The 16,554-nt window shown below is 48.3% G+C and carries 12 protein-coding genes and 1 pseudogene; 4 read left to right on the top strand and 9 right to left on the bottom strand.

Annotated elements, in window-relative coordinates:
• Positions 1-282: 282 nt before the first annotated feature.
• The 4 genes from allE to allD all read right to left on the bottom strand — a co-directional run bounded on the left by allE (position 283) and on the right by allD (position 4,851).
• Positions 283-1,068: a (S)-ureidoglycine aminohydrolase gene (allE, locus tag Z042_RS09005; RefSeq protein WP_024909986.1), complete on the bottom strand. Its 786-nt coding sequence runs from the start codon at positions 1,066-1,068 to the stop codon at positions 283-285.
• A 50-nt stretch (positions 1,069-1,118) separates the two neighbouring features.
• A complete protein-coding gene (locus tag Z042_RS09000) occupies positions 1,119-2,393 on the bottom strand; it encodes an MFS transporter (protein ID WP_024909985.1) in 1,275 nt (424 codons plus the stop codon).
• Positions 2,390-3,637 (bottom strand): allantoate deiminase, encoded by a 1,248-nt coding sequence (gene allC, locus Z042_RS08995; RefSeq protein WP_024909984.1) that lies wholly within the window; start codon positions 3,635-3,637, stop codon positions 2,390-2,392. The genes Z042_RS09000 and allC overlap by 4 nt, the downstream gene beginning before the upstream one ends.
• Before the next feature lie 164 nt (positions 3,638-3,801).
• A complete protein-coding gene (gene allD, locus Z042_RS08990) occupies positions 3,802-4,851 on the bottom strand; it encodes an ureidoglycolate dehydrogenase (RefSeq protein WP_024909983.1) in 1,050 nt (349 codons plus the stop codon).
• A 384-nt stretch (positions 4,852-5,235) separates the two neighbouring features.
• Between allD and Z042_RS08985 the strand changes: the two genes are divergently transcribed.
• From Z042_RS08985 to Z042_RS08970, 4 genes are read left to right on the top strand one after another with little or no spacing between them, the layout of a single operon-like run.
• On the top strand, positions 5,236-6,903 hold the full coding sequence (locus tag Z042_RS08985; RefSeq protein ID WP_024909982.1) for an acyl-CoA synthetase FdrA: 1,668 nt from the start codon (positions 5,236-5,238) through the stop codon (positions 6,901-6,903).
• Between the two features lie 9 nt (positions 6,904-6,912).
• Positions 6,913-8,178 carry a YlbE family protein gene (locus Z042_RS08980; protein ID WP_024909981.1) on the top strand — a complete coding sequence of 422 codons (1,266 nt, stop codon included), beginning with the start codon at positions 6,913-6,915 and terminating at the stop codon, positions 8,176-8,178.
• Between the two features lie 42 nt (positions 8,179-8,220).
• Positions 8,221-9,039, top strand: a complete 819-nt coding sequence (locus tag Z042_RS08975) for an oxamate carbamoyltransferase subunit AllH family protein (RefSeq protein ID WP_024909980.1) — start codon at positions 8,221-8,223, stop codon at positions 9,037-9,039.
• A gap of 46 nt (positions 9,040-9,085) precedes the next feature.
• Positions 9,086-9,988, top strand: coding sequence for a carbamate kinase (locus Z042_RS08970; RefSeq protein WP_024909979.1), 903 nt, complete (start codon positions 9,086-9,088; stop codon positions 9,986-9,988).
• A 161-nt stretch (positions 9,989-10,149) separates the two neighbouring features.
• Here Z042_RS08970 and Z042_RS08965 read toward each other — a convergent pair whose 3' ends face one another.
• From Z042_RS08965 to Z042_RS08950, 5 genes and pseudogenes are all read right to left on the bottom strand, one after another.
• The gene (locus Z042_RS08965; RefSeq protein WP_024909978.1) at positions 10,150-10,863 is read right to left on the bottom strand and encodes a hypothetical protein; all 714 of its coding nucleotides are present in this window, start codon (positions 10,861-10,863) and stop codon (positions 10,150-10,152) included.
• A gap of 15 nt (positions 10,864-10,878) precedes the next feature.
• Positions 10,879-12,636: a hypothetical protein gene (locus Z042_RS08960; protein ID WP_024909977.1), complete on the bottom strand. Its 1,758-nt coding sequence runs from the start codon at positions 12,634-12,636 to the stop codon at positions 10,879-10,881.
• Between the two features lie 205 nt (positions 12,637-12,841).
• Positions 12,842-13,105: pseudogene (locus Z042_RS25585) on the bottom strand (site-specific integrase); the annotation flags it as partial.
• Positions 13,098-14,408 (bottom strand): hypothetical protein, encoded by a 1,311-nt coding sequence (locus tag Z042_RS25950; RefSeq protein WP_024909976.1) that lies wholly within the window; start codon positions 14,406-14,408, stop codon positions 13,098-13,100. The pseudogene Z042_RS25585 and the gene Z042_RS25950, both read right to left, overlap by 8 nt.
• Before the next feature lie 485 nt (positions 14,409-14,893).
• Positions 14,894-16,531 carry a thiamine pyrophosphate-binding protein gene (locus Z042_RS08950; protein WP_024909975.1) on the bottom strand — a complete coding sequence of 546 codons (1,638 nt, stop codon included), beginning with the start codon at positions 16,529-16,531 and terminating at the stop codon, positions 14,894-14,896.
• Positions 16,532-16,554: the final 23 nt, after the last annotated feature.

The raw sequence follows: 16,554 nt of genomic DNA, 5'->3' as shown, positions 1-16,554 counted from the left end.
CCTTAAGGGGTGTAGCCATCATTCCCATAACACTGGAAAAGAATCTACTTACCTTATTTACACGCTGGTCAGTTGCAAAGCAAATCCCCATGATTGCGATCGCACTGACTTCTGTCTTCCCCGCCTTTCTCTCGAAAGTGAGCCGCCTTATTTTTAACTTATTGATTATATTGTTGAAGTGATATGGGCTCCGGGGTTGATATATGGAGCACTGTGCATCACCGCTCCAAAAGCCTTGGGAAAATAAAGCCACGCCAAGCTTGGCGTGGCTTTAAGTGGGATCTATAAATCAACGTCGCGGTTGCAATCTTTCGAGTAGATATAGCTGAACTCTTCCTGACCAACCGCATAGCCTGCTTGCGGAACGTAGGCTGCCATAAAAATATAATCGCCTTTTTTCACCGGAATCCATTCATTATCCAGGTTATAGACGCCAGCGCCGCTGAGGACATAGGCACCATGTTCTTGGATATGCGTTTCAATGTAACCGTGGCTGGCGCCCGGCTTGAAGGAAAGAATATGGATGTTCATATCGAACCCCAAATCTTTTGGCAACAGATCCTGTAGGATCACATCGCTCATGCCTTCATAGTGAATTTTTTCCAGATTATTGACGTTATTGCTTACCACATGCGCTTCGTAACCTTTGATGCGGTTATAGACACGCTTGTACAGGAACAGCTTGCTGGGTTTGCCGCCATTGGCGTTTTCCAACCGTAACATCGCGCCTGCTGGGCAATACAAATAACCACCGCTGGTGAGCTCATAATCGGAACTGTCGGCTGAAGCCGTCACCTTACCTTCAATGACGTAGACTAGGGTTTCAATATTTTCGCCCCCAAACCCTTGCTGATTGCGGCCACCGTCGTGCAGGGTCACCAGATAATCAACAAAGGTCGCCCCCAGTTTAGGGCTGGCAAGAATGGTAACATCGCAATTCTCAAAACCAGGGATGATATTACGCACTAATCCTGCTGGTGGAATCAACGCATAGTTATCACGTTTGATGATGGAACGTGATGACAAAATATCGTTTGGATAGCCAATTTGATCGTTTATGTAACCCACACTAATTCTCCTGTTTATTGACGGAGCTCTTCTCCGCTCCGGTATAAAATTTATGCCTGTGCTGCTGTCTGAGGGGGCGATTTTTGCTTCATCAAAACGTTCACGGTGAAGAAAACCAGGGTACCGACCAGCAAAATGGCCGCAGAAATATAGAAGCCCATCACCTTGGAACCGGTACTGTCTGAGATCACCCCGGTGAGGAACGGGGCAATTACCGAAGAAGACATACCAAAGAAGTTAAACACGCCAAAACTGGTGCCATAGCCTTTCTTTGGCGCGTTGTCCGCGACGAAAGAGATCATGATCGGGTCAACGGCCAGTTTCCCGAGTAAGCCATAAAGCACCAGGCTGACCAGCAGGGTGGTTGAATCAGGCGAGATCACCGTACACACCAGCATCACCGCGGCACAGATTTCCAGAAAGATGATCAACTGCACCTTCTTGGCGCGAAAACGGTCAGACATGCGGCTGAAGAATAGCGCACCCGGTACGGAAGCAAACGCTACCAGCGCGGAGGAGAAGCCAATCGCCACGCCTTCAAAACCCCGCTCCTGCTGTAGAAAGGAAGGCAACCAGGTGACGATCATGTAGTAGCCATAGCAGGTGGCAAAGTACATGACATAGGCTGAAATCATCCGCAGGCTGAACAACCCACTGGGTTCCTGAGTATCTTCAACTTCAGGAACCGTACTGGCCGCGGGGTTAGCCACCAGCGAGGCCGAATATGAGCCCCCTTTAATCACCAGAAAGAAAACCAGCGTCATCAGTACCAGCAAACCGGTGATGATGAACAACATAATTTGCCAATCCATCCCCATGCTTTTCACCAGCAGGCTGGAGGCGATCAGGCCGATAGCCATCCCCAGCGCAGAACCACTGTTAATGATTGCGGTAGCTAAACCACGGCGTTCCAATGGGATATTTTCTGACGACAGCGAGTAGGCAGAACCGTAGTAAGAACCACAACCCAACCCGGCCAGCAGGCTACCTGCATAAATCATGGTCAGGTTGGTGGCGTTACCGATGAGCAGGGTTGCGATAATAAACAGGCAAAAACCTGGGATCAGCACCACTTTTTTGCCGAATTTATCTACCAGTATCCCGGCGGGGATTTGCATCCCCGTATAGGCGAAGAAATAGAAACTGGCGATCAACCCCATTTCAGCATTCGAATGTGCACCGATGGTGGCCTGGATCTCTGGAAAGATCGGGGTCAGGACGGTGCGATAAATCCAGATAACTGCCCATCCAAGGCAAAGGACAACTACGATCTTTTTCCAATAAAGCGATTCTCTTCCTGCATCGGAGGTGGTGGCGTTGCTCATAGACAGGCTCCCTGCTCGGTATAAGCGAATTGATATAACGTATGAGCCAAAATTTTCACGCCCTCATTCAGATCGGCCAAATGGGTTTTCTCCGCCGGGTTATGGCTGATCCCAGCGATGCTTGGCACAAACATCATGACCGTAGGAACGTGTGGGGCAAAAATCTGCGCGTCGTGGCCTGCTCCGCTATGGATCATGCGGTAGTTTATCTTCTGGGTTTCACACAGGTGGTTAACGCAGGCGATCAGCTGCTTGTTCATGGGGATTGGCACTTCATCCATCCACAGATCGATCTCGACCTCAATACCCATCTCGCCGCAGATGCGTTGGATATCTGCTTCGATCTCCTGAGTAAAACGCAGCAAAGTCGCTTTGTCGGTATGGCGGCAATCGAGAGTGAAATGAGTAAAACCGGGTACTACGTTCACCGTATTGGGCTTGGGCTCGACCTTACCAAAGGTCAGTACCAGTGGATCTCCTTCGGCCTTGGCTTTGGCGATGGACTCACAACAGATGCGGCTGAAAGCATAGACCGTATCTTTACGGTAACCCATAGGCGTTGTGCCAGCATGGTTGGCCTCACCCTTCAGTTTTATGTCGTAACGGCGCTGGCCGACAATACTGGTGACAATACCGATGGTCTTGCCTTCTGCCTCCAATACTTTCCCCTGCTCGATGTGCAGCTCAACGAAAGCGGCAATATCTTTCCGCAATGGTTGGTGCTCCGGGCGAAAGTCAAAGCCTGCACCGTGCATGGCATCAACAAAATTCACCCCTTTGGCATCACAAATATTTCGCACATCTTCCGGGCGGGCTGAACCGACAATATTTTTGCTGCCCCAGAAAACGTAAGGGAAACGGCTACCCTCCTCCTCCGCCAGTGAAATCACTTCCAGAGTCCGTAAAGGGGGGCCATAGGTTTCTTTGAGATACTTAATCGCCATATAGGCAGCTTCGATACCAAATTGCCCATCGAGATTACCGCCGTTGACCACCGTATCAATATGCGAGCCGGAAAGAATAACCTGGTCTGGATATTTACTGCCCTGAAGGCGGCCGGATAAATTGCCTACTGCGTCGTAAGAGGTGGTTAAACCTGCCGCCTCGAATGTCTGTTGCAGTGCCCGTTGCGCGTCAACCCACTCTTGGGTATATAGTCGGCGTGTCATGCCTCCGCTGGGATCGGCCCCTATCTTTGATAGCCAGCCGGAAATTTCGTTAATTTCTTGTTGGAAGTTTTTCATATTCATTTGCCCACTTTAAATTTCACAGAGTTAATTCCTGGCTGCGAAACATATAATATTTCCATAGCCTTGCTTTCCCTGAGTGAGTTACAAAAAAATAGATCTCAACGGCTCTCTGTATTAACGAGAGAGTATCGTTTCTTTGATTAATTGCTTGCGTAATATTAACTGGCAAACGGATCTTTATGATCGTAGGAGCGCTGATATAACTCATCTGAAATCAGATATTGATAAATGTCATCGACAATCTCAATGCCATTCTGCTCACTTTCTATTTCACGCATGTGACTGTTTTGGCCAGGATAGAGCACTTTTTCCACCCCAGGAGCCGGTTTGATTTCATTCAACTCTTTCATCACCTGGCTGATATTCTTACGGAAGGCGCTTGCGTTAGTGAAATAACCCGGATTGAGAACAATATGCAGTTGGCCCAATTTCCGGCCAGCGCTCAGATCGTGGTACATTGAGCTAACGTGTTTGCCGAAGGGCAAGCCAAGTAAAATACCGGAAAGAATATCCACCATCATCATTAAACCATAGCCTTTTGGCCCGGCAATAGGGAGCAACCCGCTGACGGCAAAAGGATCTGTGGTGGTGTTGCCTTCATGGTCAACGGCCCAGGTATCAGGGATTGGCACATTGCGTGAACGGGCATCCAGCACCTTGCCCCAGGCTTGAACGGTAGTGGCCATATCAAAGGTAATGATCTCATCGCCTTCGGCCGGTGCCGAGAATGCAATAGGGTTGGTGCCGTAGTAAACTTCCGCGCCGCCATACGGAACCACCATCGGGTCTGACTGACACAGAGAAATCCCCACCATCCCTGCACGAGAAGCCTGCTGCACAAAGTAAGACAGCGCACCGCAATGGCCGATGTTGCGCACCCCCACTACCGCTACGCCGTTCTCTTGCGCCATTTCAATGGCACGATCCATACTCATCTTGGCAGCGACATGCCCAGCACCGTTATCCCCATCAAATATGGCACTGCATGGGCCCTTTTTTTCAAACGTGAAGTGCGGATTGTGGTTGGTGCCGCCTTTACTGATGCGTTCAGAATAATACTCAACTCTTACTGCGCCGTGAGAATGGATGCCCTGAGCATCTGCATGAACTAAAACGTCTGCGACAATCCCCGCGTGTTCTTGGCTTAAGCCAGCAGAATGGATTTTACTTTGAATGAGCTGATGCAATTGCTGCTTAGAGACATTCATGAAGAGTCCTTTTTATTACTGCGGTTTATTTAACATCACCCTGGCAAGATGATGTATAAAGAATAGAGTAAATAATGTGATCCAGACAGCCATTATTTTATTGACTTAAATTTTCGTTGAATATCTTTGGCATTATTAAAATGTTTCTAACAAAGCTGTCTGGCTCTGGTTCTTGCCATTTATTTAATTAATTTCCGGTAGATTTAATGATTTTTTCTAACAATAGAAAAAATGTGATGATACTCACCGTTACCTTATGTTTTTATTTGTAGCGTTGGAAAAATAATAGGGGTATCAATAAATAGATTACTGAACACATCTTCAATTGCCATTCATGGTTGATGAGTCAATTTGACGTTCATATGTTGTTTTAAGGATATCGTAATGATCCATGCTTTTATAAAAAAAGGGAGCTTTCAGGACTCGGTCAGCCTGATGCTAATTTCCCGTAAACTCAGTGATTCACCCAACGTCGAAGAAATATCGGTCATGATGGGGACACCCGCCAATAAATCTTTACTTGAGGTGACTGGTTTCTGGCACCCACAATTCAGCAGCGCCACACCCAATGATATTTGTGTCGCAATCAAAACGGACTCGGCCAATGACAGCATCACCGAACAAATCGGTGCAGCGTTAGATGCCGCACTGAAAGCCATTGCACAAGGGCAGCAAGGAGGGAAGCATCTGCTCAAGGCACGCAGTTGGCGTATGGCGCGGCAGAAACTGCCACAGGCGAATATGGTACTGATCTCCATTGCTGGGGAATATGCCGCAGGCTTGGCCGATCAGGCATTGGAAGACGGTTGCAACGTCATGATGTTCTCCGACAACGTTAGTGTGGAACAGGAAGTCGCGTTAAAAACCAAGGCACGCAGCAAGGGCCTGATCGTGATGGGGCCTGATTGTGGCACGGCCAACATTGCCGGCGCGCCAATGGCCTTTGCTAACATTGCCCCCAAGGGGAATATCGGCATCATCGGGGCTTCGGGCACCGGGATACAGGAACTGACCTCACAAGTGACCTTGGCCGGGCAAGGCATTTCACACGCAATTGGCTTGGGGGGGCGCGATTTATCCGCAGAGGTTGGCGGTATCAGCGCCATCAGCGCACTGCGCATGCTGGCGGCCGATCCACACAGTCAGGTACTGGCGTTTGTTTCCAAACCTCCGGCAGAAGCAGTACGCCAACGCATCATCGAAGAGATGAAAAGCCTTGGCAAGCCAATAGTGGCACTCTTTCTGGGTGCCAAAGCGCCGTTTAAGCAAGACGGCAATATCACCTTCGCCGCCACGCTAGATGAAGCTGCACGCCTCGCCGCGATGCTGGCACATGTACAGCAAATGGCAGCCCAGCAACCCGCCGTCTGCGGCAGCAAAATTTCCGGTTTATACGCTGGCGGCACGCTGGCGGCAGAATGCGCCATGCTGCTGGCCGATCGTCTTGGCGTTGAAGCCGACAGCACCCACCAGCAGGGTTCAATGCTCAACGCCGAAGGGCACCGGATTATCGATATGGGGGATGATTTTTATACCCAGGGTAAACCGCATCCGATGATCGATCCTTCTACCCGCAATCAGGAAATCGCCCGTCTCGCACAGCAGCCAGAGGTTGGCGTATTGCTGCTGGATGTGGTGATTGGCTATGGCGCACAGGAAGATCCTGCTCGTTCATTGGCGGATACCGTCAAACGGGTTCGTGCCAACCGTGGTGCGGCCCATCCACTGGCCGTTATCGCGACGGTAACGGGAACCGAACAGGATCCTCAGCAGCGCTCAAAACAGATTGCCACGCTGGCCGAAGCGGGTATCTCGGTGATGAACTCACTGCCTGAGGCCGTCGCGTTGGCCAGCCAGTTAATCACCCCGCCGCCGGTTGGCATAACCGACCCCATTCCCCCCCTGCTGGCGGGGCTTTCCGTGATCAATGCGGGCTTGCGCAGCTTTGCCGATGATTTGCAAACCAATGAAATTCCCGTGGTCCACTACCAATGGGCTCCGGTTGCCGGCGGCAATCAACGATTGGCTAACATACTGAAAAATTTAAAGTAAGGGATTGATATGTACGCATCTATTGAACAAGCAAATGCTGCCGTTATCGCCAGGATCCGTGAAGCTCGCCCGCATTGGCAGACCGTTGACTTAGCTAAAAACCTGATCCCGCAGCTGGCTCAGGGGAGAAAACTGCTGCATGCCGGGCCACCGGTGGCCTGGCAGGAAATGAGTGGCCCGGTACGCGGAGCCTGTATTGGCGCCTGCCTGTTCGAGCAATGGGCCAGCAGTGAGCAACAGGCGCTGGCTTTGCTGGAAAACGGTGAAATCGAATTTATCCCCTGCCATAACGTCAGTGCCGTTGGGCCAATGGGGGGGATTACCTCAGCCAATATGCCATTGGTGGTGATAAAGAACCTCGTTCATGGCAACTACGCCTACTGCAACATGAACGAAGGGATCGGCAAAGTAATGCGCTTTGGTGCTTATGGGCCAGACGTGCAGGCGCGTTTATGCTGGATGCGCGACTCACTGGCACCGGTCTTAAAAGACGTTCTGGCGACATTCGTTGATGGTATCGATCTCACAGCGATCATGGCACAGGCGATCACCATGGGGGATGAATTCCACCAGCGCAATATTGCCGCATCGGCACTGCTGATGCGCCAGTTAGCCCCCGAAATCAGCCTGCTTGAGCGGGATAAAATCGAACTGGTCAAGGTAATGCAGTTCCTCAGTATCACCGATCAGTTCTTCCTGAATCTGGCCATGGCTTATTGCAAAGCGGCGATGGATGCGGGTGCAGAGATCAAGCAGGGCACGATTGTCACGGTGATGACGCGCAATGGAAAAAATTTCGGCATAAAAATCAGTGGAATGGGTGACAAATGGTTCACCGCACCGGTCAATACCCCAGAGGGTTTATTCTTCTCTGGCTTTAATCAGGCGGATGCCAACCCGGATATTGGTGATAGTGCCATCACTGAAACCTTCGGTATTGGCGGAGCAGCGATGGTTGCAGCGCCTGGCGTGACCCGCTTTGTGGGTGCTGCGGGGGGCATGAGTGCCGCTACCGATATCTCAGAAGAAATGGCAGAGATTTACCTTGAGCGCAACATGATGCTGCAAATCCCGACCTGGGATTTTCAGGGGGCTTGCCTGGGGCTGGATGCGCGGCGGGTGGTGGAAACGGGCATCACGCCATTAATTAACACCGGCATTGCTCACCGGGAAGCCGGTATCGGGCAAATCGGCGCGGGAACCGTGCGTGCACCACTGGGCTGTTTTGAGAAAGCCATTGAAGCCTTGGCGGAAAAGTTGGGCATCAGCGCCTGATTAACCTGCGTACCCGGCTGACAGCCGCCACGGGAGAGTGCAATGAACATTAACGCATTAACCTTCAGCGTTCATGCCACGCAAGACTATGGCCCGTTGCGCTGTGCGGGGCGTTTTAACAATGCGATCAATTTTCTCTCGCAGAGTGGCCACCTGTTAACGCTACACCGTGAAAACCATGGGATCAGCCCTATGGGGTGGGAAATTCGTGATGATGATTTCGATAAGGTGTTCGATAGCCAACCTTTGGCGCAGCGTTGCCAGCTTTCCCCACTGGGGCTCCAGTTAGAGGATACGTTTATTTCCCGCCAGGGTTCACGGCTCAATCTTCACCTGAATCAGAAAGGTGAAATCCTTTTGGCTCCGCTTGATGCTGCGTTGGCTGATGAAACGGCCCACACTGGTCTGTTTGGCCGCCTGGAACAGATCGTTGGGCACCCCTTGTGCCTGGAAGCGCGCGAGCTTCAGTTGCGGTTTCTCCGCTGGTTGCAAGGACAACAGGTTGATTGGAGCACGCAGCTTGGCAAAGGGCCAGGATTGACGCCAAGCAATGATGACACGCTGGTAGGGATGTTGCTCAGCGCTCATCTTGATAGCCGCGTGGAGGTAGCCCGATTACCCGCTTTTTTTTCTGGCAGCCAGCCATTGAGCCAGTTGACCACATTAGTGAGTGCACACTATCTACAGTTTGCAGAGCAAGGGATTTTCTCTACGCCGTTACAGACGCTGGCGCATGCCTTGCTCCAGCCCAGCCAATTACCTGATGCCATCCGCGATCTATTAGATATCGGGCATTTTTCTGGTGCAGACACCTTGTTGGGCATCTGGTTGGGCGTGATGGCAATCGACCGCCTTTATTAGGCAACATGCCGGATATTATTCGGCACAGTTAACGACAGGAAGTGGAATGGAAACGTTAGTGATTGCTTTAGGGGGAAATGCCCTGTTACAGCGCGGTGCGGTGCTATCGGCTGAAAACCAGTACCAGAGTATTTCATTAGTGGCCGATGCTATTGGCAAGCTGGCCAAAAAATACCGGATTGCCATTGTGCACGGTAATGGCCCGCAGGTAGGGCTATTGGCATTGCAAAATCTGGCCTACCGTGACGTACCCGCTTATCCACTGGATATTCTGGTGGCGGAAAGCCAGGGGATGATCGGTTATATGCTGGCCCAGCAGTTAGGTATTTTTCACCCCTCGCAGCCGGTGTCCACTCTGCTGACCCGCATACTCGTGGATCATCAGGACGCCGCCTATCAACAGCCTAGCAAGTTTATCGGCCCGGTTTATGAGTCGCAGCAGCAGAAAGCGTTGCAACAAGAATACGGTTGGAGCATGAAACTGGACGGGAAATATCTGCGCCGCGTTGTCCCTTCGCCAGAACCGAAAAAGATTATCGATCTCGACGCGATCGAGCTGCTGTTAGCCAAAAAGCACATTGTCATTTGCAACGGCGGTGGTGGTATCCCTACGGTGGCTTCCCCTGAAGGCATGGTTGGTACTGAGGCAGTGATTGATAAAGATCTGGCTTCTGCATTGCTGGCAGAAGCGCTGTCCGCCGATCATCTGCTGATCCTCACCGAAGCGGATGCCGTTTATCAACACTGGGGAACGCCGCAGCAGAAAGCGATTCGTTCGGCTACCGCCAAGGAGCTGGCACCGCTGGCAGTGGCCGACGGCGCAATGGGGCCGAAAATCATGGCCGTCAGCCGCTTTGTACAGCGCAGTGGGAAAGTGGCCCACATCGGGGCATTAAAGGATATCGAGTTGGTACTGGCGGGTATGGCAGGCACATTAATTACGCCGTAATACCGCTTTGCCGTTAATGCGATGGGCTTTCGGCCCATCAAACCAGGAATGCTAAGCAGGATAGTTGGGAGGATTAGTTCATACTTGACCTGACAGTTTTCTCAGGCAGCACACTATCAAACCTGACGGGTGGCTTTGAGTGAGGGGCAGACATTAACATTTCAAACACCAGCGCAGCTTTGATTTTTTAGTACCCTGAGTTCAGCAATATCTTCTGGTGCCACAGGTATTGACTGATATCCATCCTGATCAATTCGATACGAATCAGGATTTATTAATGCATGAAAGGAAGAAACCAATATTTTTCCCCAAGGGTATTCGATAAACGTTTTTACTTGGTTAGGATCAAGTGAGCATCGGACAATCATCGGTTCACCAATTGCTCCAAGCTTGAGTCCAACTGGCTCATCAAGATCAAAACACATGCTGACTTGTTCTCCACCATACAATCCAAGCAAATACTTAGTTCCGCTACACCCCAGTTCAATTTCTGTAAAATTGAAGAAAATACGGTCATTTCTAACAGAGCTCTGGCCATGATCATAGTAACGATTCCATCTTTCCTCGATAATCAGAGTTTCCTCATGTGAAAATAGATGCCCGTGCTGGTTCAGGAACGTTTCCCTTATCTCCTTACCACTTCGAATCAATAGCCCTTTTGAACGGATACTTTCAGGCAGAGCCCTTGTGTAATGAACACCTATAATTCGATTATTTAAACAATACTGATTAATATCTCTAACCAAAGTAGAAATATTACTTTGCTCGACCAATGATTCTGAAAATTCTTGAGAAATGCAAGAGCTTTCAATTGCCTTAAGCCGGGCAACAAATCCATCGGGAAGGTCTAAAGGCTTACAAAGATCTATATTCATATCTGAGCCTGTCCATTATTTTTTCGGTTTTTCAAACAGCAACTTTCCTATCAACCAAATTGACTGTCCAAAGTTCGAAATCAATTGTTCGCCTTGCCTCAGAAACGATTTAGTTTCGTCAATTCCAGCAAGTTTTAAAGCATCTCTGATCTTTGAACTGGTGGGATGTGCATCGCCTACTCTCATGTCATATGCACCAACAATTGACCCAAAAATATCACGAGCTTTCTCTACACCAACTTTTTGGGCCAAAACATCCTGTAACAGCTTATTCGAGCCGAGTTTTTCTTTATCTGAATGTGTTGATAGTTTACGGAGCTCACGTACATTAAGCCGATCAGAAAAAACTCGAACGAGTTCTTTAGCTAGTCTAAGTAATGATGCTTGATCCTTACTTGCAAAGCGGGATATGTATTGAGTAACTTCAGAATGCTCTAAGCAATGCGAGAAAAGAGACACAGCATACTCTTGACGAAATCCTACCTCCAGCATTCCCATAACTTTGTAAAGCAAGTCTTCAACAGCATAAGTAGATGCTGGTTGCGCTTTTACTTGCGCTGCCAAGAGCTCATTTGATACCTTCCCATCTGGAACTACATTATGGGCCGCCCAAATATGCTGCTCCCATGCAGCAAGGCGAGCAATATCACACGCGTAAACTGTAATTAGATCTGAAGCATTTAATCCGAAATGAACACGATTCCCAGATGTAGATCTGATACCACCAGTTTCTGCCGTATACCACTTGAGAGAAAAACCACGAAAGCTTAGAAGCTCGTTCACTATACTTGAACGAAACCAAAGCCACCGACCAATATCTTCATCATTTAAGTCGGCTGACGCCATACGTGTTCCGTCCGTCTCCACTATGAACTGAGGTAGATTTAAATCTACATCTCCTCGGACACGTTTGCTTTGGCCTTGATGTCCAATCCATTCATCGCGCCAAAACTCACTTTCTATCCGCACACCGTCAAAGCCACTATGATGTCCCTGCGATTTTTCATAGTCGGTATTATCATTACCTTCCAGCCCCATTACAGGAGCATCATCATCTTCATCAACATCAGTTCGCCATGTACGGAACATAGCCCAACCACCTCCAAAGACATCATTTAAACTGCGAATGAGGAGTATAAACTTTCCTCTGTCTCGTTGTTCTTGATGATCAACTAAGTTCGCGTACTCACTATTCTCAAGCGAAGCTACATTTTCTACTCTTTGACGGTAGTACGAGAGGCGAAGTGACAGATTCCTTGCTGCCAAATAATCAATTAGAAACTCTCGCTTAATTTCAATGAGACGCTGCTCGCCTTTTTCATCAAGCACCTCCCGTGCCACTACAACGAAATTTTCTTCTGGCCTTACCCAATTAGAGCCTTCTTTTATCAGTCGAAGCGCAACAATCAAGTCAGGATTCAATACCCATATGCTTCCACCGATTACTGGTTGAGGGTGGTCAAATACAAGGTGAATTCCAATGGGTTCTTTATCATTATATAGGTACTGTTCAATCGAAGAATAATAACCATCTTCGTAAGCATAGGGATGTGCTTTGCAACCTATTCCAATATCACTCCAACTAAGCTGCTCCGCAGTTCCTTTGTGCTCTGGAGGAAAAGCTACAGACCCACATCCAAAGAACTCACTGATATATCCGATTTTTTTTACTTCACCTTGTTCATCATTAATAGATGTTCTCAAAGGAACCCAAGTTGCATTCGAAAAAGCTCGGCGAGTTTCTTTCTTTTGGAGAATCCAATCTTGATTCATTCGTCATTTTTCCTTATGTCACAATGATATATATACATCGTTTTAAAAGCTCATTTCCATGTTTAGATCCCATTTTTTCTACAAATGAAGCTGTTTTGTTCGTTGGAATGCATTCTTACTTGGTTATTTTTATGATAAACCATGCGTTTAGCCTAACGGACTTTTTTGAACTGACATGATGATTCGCTCAGACTCAACCTACGGACAATACAAGTTGGTTCACCCGGAGGCTCTTGGTTTTCTTATACATCAGGTAAGGTTTTGTTCTTCTCATAGAATGTGTGCTGTACATCGAATCATCGAGACCAAACTTTTCTACATATCCATGAAAAATGCGATTGTAGTGTCGGATTGAGCCGACCCAGGATTGGAACAAGTAGTCTTTACTATGCAACTTGCCAAGCTTTATCAATGCGGCAACAGCTTCTCCTGTCCCTTTAATTAACTCAAACTGGACAGGGCTACCGGTCTAAATCTGGATTGATTTTAATTTTTATTAAAGATTTTATTTTATTCAAGGATTTCTTTGTTAAATAAGAGTAATATAATGAGGAAAAAAACAAAGTCAAAGAAAGAATGAAACTTAACCCCCTCCCCTCTATTGGCGATAACAATATAATAATAAAACATATGTTTGGAAAAATTAAAATAATCATGTTGGAAATGAATGTAGAGGCAGTATCACTCCATAGACAGAACCATGGATAAACTATATCATTTAGTGATTCATTACCCACATTAATTACTTTACCAATCATTGAAACTGCAGAGTTTAGCGCCAGTACCAACGCAAATAATATGCATGGTGACACAACAGTCAGAATGCGCTCATCAATATTCTGCCCAAGAAGGTTGATGTTTTGTCTGTTTTTTACAATCTCATTTTTTAAAAAATTTTCAGCTTCAACAATTGACATTCTTTCAATTTCATCGTGCAGGATTTTAAGCCCCTTCAGAGTAATATCTGGTTTATCCTGAAATTTAAAAAAAACCTTCAAAAAAGGATTAGTCTTTCCATCTGCTTCTGTTATTGATGATTCTGAGTTATATAGTTTGCTAAACCATTCACTGAACCTAGCTGTATTATCTATTTCCCTGGGATAAGTGTAAAAATCTGCATACAATGAAATTTTCCCAGTATGTTTGTTTATGAAAGTAAGAATTAAAATAAATTTATCATTTTCTCCCCTTAAAATCGGAAAGCTAGTTTGGCTTCCTAGGCGATAACTCCATGAACCGAAATAAACTAAGTCAGTATTAACTGGTTTGCAACTTTTAATGATTGGCTCTGACTTTTCATCTGATGAGTCGACACCTTTATTCAAACATTTCCCTTTCTTGTTCCCATTGCGACCGAGTATGGAGGGCAATAATTCTTCCAATGTTATTTTGGAAGGTAATGTGTAACTAATCTGTCTGCTAAAATTGCTATGTTCAATTAAATTAGCAATACTACCATCAACCCTGGGGTAATCAAGGATAATGTTTCCACTATATACAGCATCAGGTGAAATCATAATAGTTGAATCTAGCTTTTTTATTTCTCTCGTAATGATTTCTGATGCTAATTTAGGATAATATTTTATAGCACCCTTCTCGTCACTACTATCAATATAATCAGTTACCTCTAATTTTTTAAAGTATTCAATATCCAACAAAGCTCTTTCGTAATTTATATTACTCCTTGGAGTTATTGAAAAAACAAGTATTGCTAAAGAGACAGCCAAAAGTAAAAAACTGACACTCCGCGCATATCCAAAAAATTCGTTCATAGAATGCCCTTATTAGGATCAGTTGTTGCAACTGATAAGATATAACTACATCGTAGTGAATTTTTATATTGTAGTAGCAAAGCTACATGGTGGGGACTTGACGATAGTGGAACAAGAATACACATTAAGACCATAATTATATGATTATTAATGTTTTTATACTATAAAAAATATTTGTGGGGATTTCATTACTGAGCTTATAAGCTGCGAAAAGAGCTGAATGCATAAAGGATAATCACAGCAATGGAAAGTGCAAACAAACCTTCGCTTTCTGTCTTCACCCAAAATCGACTCAAAACGTAGATTTTGCTCGATTAGGCTTCAGACCCCTGGCCCACTCAAAATGTGACTAAGAATACCGATAGTCCGCTCCTAACACAAAACTACCTGCCAGATTAGCTATAACTCTGTCAGTTCAAATCTGAGCTAATACAGTTAGGGGCTCCTATTTGAGCCCCTAACTAATTTTCTGCCAAATCGAATTATTAATACAGCTTCTGCGGTGGCCCGGCAAACGTCAGTGGCCCGACGCTTTTCATCTCCACTTCTACCACCGAGGGCCCCGGGTAGTTAATCGCTTCTGCCAGTACACCGCTGAACTGGGCAGCATCGCTGACTTTCCAGGCTTTCAGCCCCATCGCTTCGGCCACCTGGCTGAATACCGGGGTATGTAATTCGTTATAGTACTGGCGCCCGGCAAAGTACTTTTCCTGAATACCGCGCATCACGCCATAACCACCATCATTCATAATCAGCAAAGTGATATTGGCCTGCTCCTGCGCCATCGTCGCCAATTCCCCCAATCCCAGCGCCAACCCTCCATCCCCCACCAGCCCGACCACCTTGCGCTGTGGGTTGGCAAGCGCGGTGCCGATCGCCATCGGCAGCCCCATCCCAATAGCCCCTGCCAGAGAGTGAATATTGCACAGCGGAGAAATCGCCCGGAACAGGCGGCTGCCCCACACGCTGCCGGAAACCGTGATATCACGCACCAGTAAACCATCCTGCGGCAATGCGGCGGCAATCGCATCGTTCAGTTTGGCATATTCGCCCGACTGTTCGCGCAGTGCGGCTTCGGCCTGTTGCACCGCTTGGGCAATCTCGGCATCCCATTTGGCATTCACCTTCTCACCCGGCGCGAAACGAGCTGCCACTGCGCTTAACAATGCCGCACAATCGCCGTTAACCTGCTCATCCGCCAGATAGTTCCGGTTGGCCGCCGCCGGATCGATATCAATCTGCACCAGCGGGCGCGGCAGGGGTAACGCCCAGGTGCGGGTTTCGTTGCTGCGCAACCGGGAACCGGCGACCAGCGTCAGATCGCACTGCGTCAGGATAGCTTCAACGCTGGGGGAATTGTGGAAGGCGCGCAGGCTGCGCGGGTGGCTGTCTGGCAGAATACCACGCCCGTGGGTGCTGGAGATCACCACCACCCCGGCATCCGCCAACTGTTTCACCGCCTCACGGCAGGCCAACGCTCCACCGCCGACCCACAGCAGCGGGCGTTTGGCGCGCCGCAGGTGCTGGTACAGGGTTTCCACCGCCGCAGCATCCGCCGCAGGCAATGCCGGGGGCCGTATTGCTTTGCCCACTACGCTGGCCGCCACCAGGCTGTTTTGAATATCAATAGGGATTTCCACCGCCACCGGGCCACAAGGAACGGTTTGCGCCTCCTGAATCGCCCGCTGGATCACTGCCACCGCCTGCTCGGGGGAGCTCACCCGATAAGCCTGCTTCGAACAGGCACGCAGGAAACCCAGTTGATCTTTGGTTTCATGGATAAACCCGGCATCAGCATCCAGGTAAGCCTTTTCCACTTGGCCGGTAATATGCAGCAATGGCGTATTGGCATTCAGCGCTTCAATCATCGCGCCTACCGCATTGCCCGCACCGGCACCGGTGCTGGTCAGCGCCACACCCAGGCCAGAAAAACGCCCATGGGCATCGGCCATCGTTACCGCCCCAGCCTCGCCGCGAGCGGGTACAAAGCGGATGGCCCCGCGCTGCCCAATGGCATCGGCAATCGGTAAATTATGAATCGAGATAATGCCGTACATCGCGGCTACCTGATACTGCTCCAGAGTTCGGGCTATCGCCTCACCCACCGTTATTTTTTCGCTCATCGTCTACCTTCTTAATTGTCTTA

Origin of the sequence: Chania multitudinisentens RB-25 (assembly GCF_000520015.2) — a bacterium.
Lineage (GTDB): Bacteria > Pseudomonadota > Gammaproteobacteria > Enterobacterales > Enterobacteriaceae > Chania > Chania multitudinisentens.
Note: the sequence above shows the minus strand (reverse complement) of the source record. Positions and strands in the feature narration are given on the sequence as shown.